The sequence below is a fragment of the Micromonospora sp. genome (genome assembly GCF_048594385.1).
Lineage (GTDB): Bacteria > Actinomycetota > Actinomycetes > Mycobacteriales > Micromonosporaceae > Micromonospora > Micromonospora wenchangensis.
The window spans coordinates 1-4,327 of record NZ_JBMDWU010000569.1; the positions used below are offsets into that span (position 1 = coordinate 1).

General features: G+C 70.9%; 6 protein-coding genes. All 6 read left to right on the forward strand.

Features of this window, described 5'->3' with window-relative positions; all coding sequences use genetic code 11:
• Window positions 1-17: 17 nt before the first annotated feature.
• Entirely contained in the window at window positions 18-452 is a 435-nt protein-coding gene (locus tag ACOJTC_RS30055) for a helix-turn-helix domain-containing protein (RefSeq protein ID WP_420119405.1), read from the forward strand.
• Window positions 453-564: 112 nt separating this feature from the next.
• Complete coding sequence (locus ACOJTC_RS30060) at window positions 565-1,023, forward strand: hypothetical protein (RefSeq protein ID WP_420119406.1); 459 nt, start codon at window positions 565-567, stop codon at window positions 1,021-1,023.
• A 108-nt stretch (window positions 1,024-1,131) separates the two neighbouring features.
• Window positions 1,132-2,433 carry a C40 family peptidase gene (locus ACOJTC_RS30065; RefSeq protein ID WP_420119407.1) on the forward strand — a complete coding sequence of 434 codons (1,302 nt, stop codon included), beginning with the start codon at window positions 1,132-1,134 and terminating at the stop codon, window positions 2,431-2,433.
• The gene (locus tag ACOJTC_RS30070) at window positions 2,430-2,690 is read left to right on the forward strand and encodes a hypothetical protein (protein ID WP_420119408.1); all 261 of its coding nucleotides are present in this window, start codon (window positions 2,430-2,432) and stop codon (window positions 2,688-2,690) included. The genes ACOJTC_RS30065 and ACOJTC_RS30070 overlap by 4 nt, the downstream gene beginning before the upstream one ends.
• Window positions 2,687-2,818: a hypothetical protein gene (locus tag ACOJTC_RS30075; RefSeq protein ID WP_420119409.1), complete on the forward strand. Its 132-nt coding sequence runs from the start codon at window positions 2,687-2,689 to the stop codon at window positions 2,816-2,818. Before ACOJTC_RS30070 ends, ACOJTC_RS30075 begins: the two co-directional genes overlap by 4 nt.
• Window positions 2,815-4,327, forward strand: a 1,513-nt coding sequence (locus ACOJTC_RS30080; protein WP_420119410.1) for a hypothetical protein, incomplete at its 3' end; no start/stop codon positions are given. The genes ACOJTC_RS30075 and ACOJTC_RS30080, both read left to right, overlap by 4 nt.

Below are 4,327 nucleotides of genomic sequence, written 5' to 3' on the forward strand. Positions count from 1 at the left end.
CGTGAGCAGGAGGATGGGTGGACGACGCAGACGGGGGAATGCCTGGTCTTGCCGACCAGCTTGACCACCTGTTTACGACGATTCCAAAGCCCGATGGCAGCGGCTTTTGGTCGACGACCAGCGCGGCCGAGGCAATGGCGAGAAAGGGTGTTGTCGTCACCCGCGGCTACATCGCGCAGTTACGCAACGGTCGCCGGAACAACCCGACGGCCCGGGTCCTCAAGGCGTTGGCCGATCTATTCGAGGTCCCCATCGACTACTTTTTCGAGGACGACGTCCGGGCCAAGGTCGACGCAGACATCACGATGCTGTTCGCGCTGCGTCAGTCCGGGCTACGCAACGCCGCCCGAGCGGTCGGTCTTTCCCCCGAAGGACTGGCTCTGCTCAGCGACATCGTCGAGCAGATGCGCCGCTACGACAATCTGCGTCATCAGGACGAACGACCCGACTAACACCCGGTCCAACGGTGTGCATTCCAATGCATCTTCGCAGCGAGGACCGAAAGACCCGAACAGAGGGCCGCATAGACGGACAAGGGTTTTCGACCGGCTACTGTCGGTCGCCATGTCCCGATCAGGCCCCGCGAGCGACCCACGCGACCCCGTCGGCGACGCCGCCCGCGGATGTCGCTCGGCGTCGATCGACGAGACCCTGGCCCGGCTCGCCACCAGCCGCGGTCGCCGAATCCACGTCCTGCCATTGGACTTCGGCGACCTGCCGGTCGAGGGCACCTGGGTCCGCGCCCACGGCGGCGACGTCATCTTCTACGACCAACACCTCGACCTCGCCGGCCGCGACCGCATCGTCCGCGAACAGCTCGAGATGCTCCTGCGTGAACCCGTCGAAATCAGCGACGCCGACCAGCCGCCACTACGGGAATTGATCGAACGAGCAATCACTGCCCGTCCGTCCCCGGCCCTGGCCGCCCGCATCCTGGGCGCCACCGTTAAGAAGCCGGACGTCGCTGCGCCCGAGCAGACGTCCGCCGCTGTGCTGCCAATGCAGGAGAACCGCGCAAGCTAACGGCATACCGGGCTGTACACTTTAGACGCGCCAACTGGGCGCGTTGGTCGCGCCTCCGGGGTTTCGATGGGGTGAAGCGACCCCACTGCTGACGGCTCGAGGGGACCAATGACGACGGCCGACGAGCAGCAGTCCCGCTCATCGGCCGGCACCGCCGCCAAGAACACCGGCAAGGCCGTCGGGAAGCAGGCCGCCAAGAAGGTCGCCACCAAGGTCCTGGGCAAGAAGCTGCTCATCGCCCTGGGCATCAAGGGCTTCATCTTCCTGGCCGTCATCTTGCTCGTAGTGATCCTGGCCGCCGTCCTGGGTAACGACGACGCCAACGCCGGTGACACCAGCTGCGGGCAGGTCACGCCGGCCAACCTCGGCGGATCGGCCTCCAGCCTGACCGCCGAACAGAACGCCAACGCCAAGGCCATCATCGGCGTCGCCATCAGCCTCGGGCTGGGCGAGCGGGGCGCGCTCATCGGCGTCACCGTCGGCCTGACCGAATCGACCCTGCGCAACGTTGACTACGGCGACATGATGGGCCCCGGCGGCTCGATGTCCAGCAGCCGTGGCTTGTTCCAGCAGCTCGACGCCTGGGGGCCACTGGCCGACCGGATGGACCCGGTCAAGGCCGCGACGATGTTCTACACCGGCGGGCAGGCCGGTCAACGCGGGCTGACCGACATCCCGGGATGGCAGCAGATGCCCGTCCCGCAAGCCGCCCAGGCCGTCCAGCAGTCGGAGTTCGCCGACGGCTCGAACTTCGCCCGCCAGCTTGAACTCGCGCAGGTCATCACCACCGCGATCCTGGCCGCCAACCCCACGGCCGGAACCAGCGCCGGGTCGGCCGCCCCCGCTACCTCTGCGGGAACCAGCACCCCCGGGTGCACCACCGGAGGTCTGACCAACACCGTCACCCCCAACGGCACCAGCATCGCGATCCCGGCCAACGAGTACGTCACCGAAGCGCTCCGCGGCCACGTTCTGCAGGCGCCCACCGAGAAGGTCGCCAAGGGCCTCGGCGCCGGGTTCGGCGCGCTCGGCTTGCCCTACGTGTGGGGCGGCGGCACCGACGGCGGCGGACCCAACGACGGCTGCTCACGGGGCGGCGGCGAGCTGAACTCCTGCCAGGGCCTCGTCGGCTTCGACTGCTCCGGGCTCACCGCCTACGTGCTGGTCCAAGGCGGATACCCCAGCCCCGGCGGCAACTCATCAGCTCAACGCGACCGCGCCCACGCCGTGCCGTGGGACCAAGGTCAGGTCGGCGACATCGTCGGCTTCCCCGGCCACGTCGCCATCTACCTCGGCGTCATCAACGGCACCCGCTACATCCTGGAAGCCTCCACCCCCGGTGTCCCCGTCCACGTCGTCCCCCTCACCCGCGACGACTACGACGACGTCCTCTACCGGTACTGGACATGAACGCCGTGAACCCGGCGACGCCGCTGGGCGAGGCCGCACCCGACGGGCCGACCTGGGCCGTCCTCGCCGTGGGCGGCGCCGCCACCGTCCTGCTGACCGCTGTGGTCGTCCTAGCCATCACCGGGGTCATCCGGCCCCTGTGGTCCCGGCCCGCCACTCTCGCCCCGGCTCAGTCGGCTGCGGCGTCCTACCGCTCGCCCCCACCGATGGTGGTCGACCTGCGCCTGACCGTCCCCACCATTGGAGACCAACCATGACCACCGACACCCCGCCCACAGTGACCGGTCCCCGCCCACGGACGCAGCTGCCGCTCCTCCCGCCGCTGGCCACCGCCGCGTTCGTGCTCGTGTTCGGTACCACCCGCGCCCCGTACCGGGCCCGATGAAGGCCTCGACGTTGGCCCGGCTCGACCGGGACACCCCCCGCTGGCCCGAGATCCGCATCGACCTGACCGGTGACCAGCCCACCGTCACCATCGGCGGGGTCATCACCCCCGTGCGCGACGAGCACGCCGCCCTCGACGTCGTCGCCGGGCAAGCCGCCGCCCACGGCCGCCCGGTCCGCGCCCGCATCGCCGACCCTGATGGCCTCACCCGCCTCATCGTCGACACCACCGGCGCCGCCACCACCCTCACCGGCCCCCGCACCATCACCCCACCGGCCGGGGCCACTCAGCCCCCCACGGTCTTCCCCCGGGTACCGCCCCAGCCTGGCCACACCGAACCCACCGCCACCTGGCCGCAACCCACCCCAGCCGCCGACACCAAGACCGACGAGCCCGACGACATCCCGAACGACCCCGCCAACCACACCCACAACGGCTGGGACCCCGACGACCTGATCCCTGCCGACATCGACGACGGTGCCGGCGACGCCCCGATCCCGGCCGGCTCGAGCAAGCGGGTCTGGCGTCGCCGCAAAGGCGCCGCCGCAAAGAAGAAGACGAGCAAGAAGCCCGCCGGCCGAAAGGGCAAGGGCTGGCGCAAGCTCCCCCCGCCGGTCAGATGGGGCGCCATCGGGCTCGGCGGCCTGACCCTGGCCTCCGCCGTCGTGCTGATCTTCCACGGCGGCCGCCACAGCAGCGACGAGCCGGCGGCGCCGGCCGTTGCCCCCGTGCCGCCGGCCGGGCAGCTGTACACCGAGACCGGCCCGCCCGGATGGACCCAGCAAGCCGCGTGGACCGTGCAGCTGGCCAAGGACGCCCCCGCCCCGATCACCACCGCAGACGGCGCCACCATCGCCGTCACCGCCGCCGACGGCAGCGCCAACCCCCAGACCGGCGACACCCGGTACCTGTCCGTCCTCGAGACAGACGGACGCACCCGCTGGGCCACCCCCCTGACCAGCGCGCCCCGCGTCGGCCCCCTCCTAGCCCGCGTCGACGGCGCCGACGTCGCCCTCATCGCCGGCACCCGCGACCTGACCTACTGGCCGCTCACCGGCGGGGACCCGACCGTCGTATCCCTACCGTCCGGGGCCACAGTCACCCCGGATGGCCTGATCAAGCTCCGTGACGACCAGCTCGGCTACCTACACGCCGGAACGCTCGCTGTGGTCGACGAGCTGCCCCGCACCGAGCCGGCCATCGCCGTTGACGGCGCCGTGATCGTCACTCAGGCCGACGACGGCGCGTGGTGGACGCTGCGCGCCGACGCCGCCCCCACCGTCGCCAAACCCGCCGCACCCACCGGCGCCACCGGGTTCAAGGCTTTCCTGGCCGTCGGCCCGGACCACGTCATCACCGTGTGGAGCACCGCCGACCAACGCACCTGCGCCGTGGCCGCCTACGCCACCACCGACGCCGCCACCCAGGCCACCACCACCCTGCCCTGCGCGTCCCTGCCTCGGCCTGGTGCGGCCTACGTCAGCACCGGGCCGATCGCAGGCGTCGGCA

Coding starts and splice junctions, on each gene's coding strand:
- ACOJTC_RS30060 (WP_420119406.1), top strand. CDS start 565: ATGTCCCGATCAGGCCCCGCGAGCGACCCACGCGACCCCGTCGGCGAC.
- ACOJTC_RS30065 (WP_420119407.1), top strand. CDS start 1,132: ATGACGACGGCCGACGAGCAGCAGTCCCGCTCATCGGCCGGCACCGCC.
- ACOJTC_RS30070 (WP_420119408.1), top strand. CDS start 2,430: ATGAACGCCGTGAACCCGGCGACGCCGCTGGGCGAGGCCGCACCCGAC.
- ACOJTC_RS30075 (WP_420119409.1), top strand. CDS start 2,687: ATGACCACCGACACCCCGCCCACAGTGACCGGTCCCCGCCCACGGACG.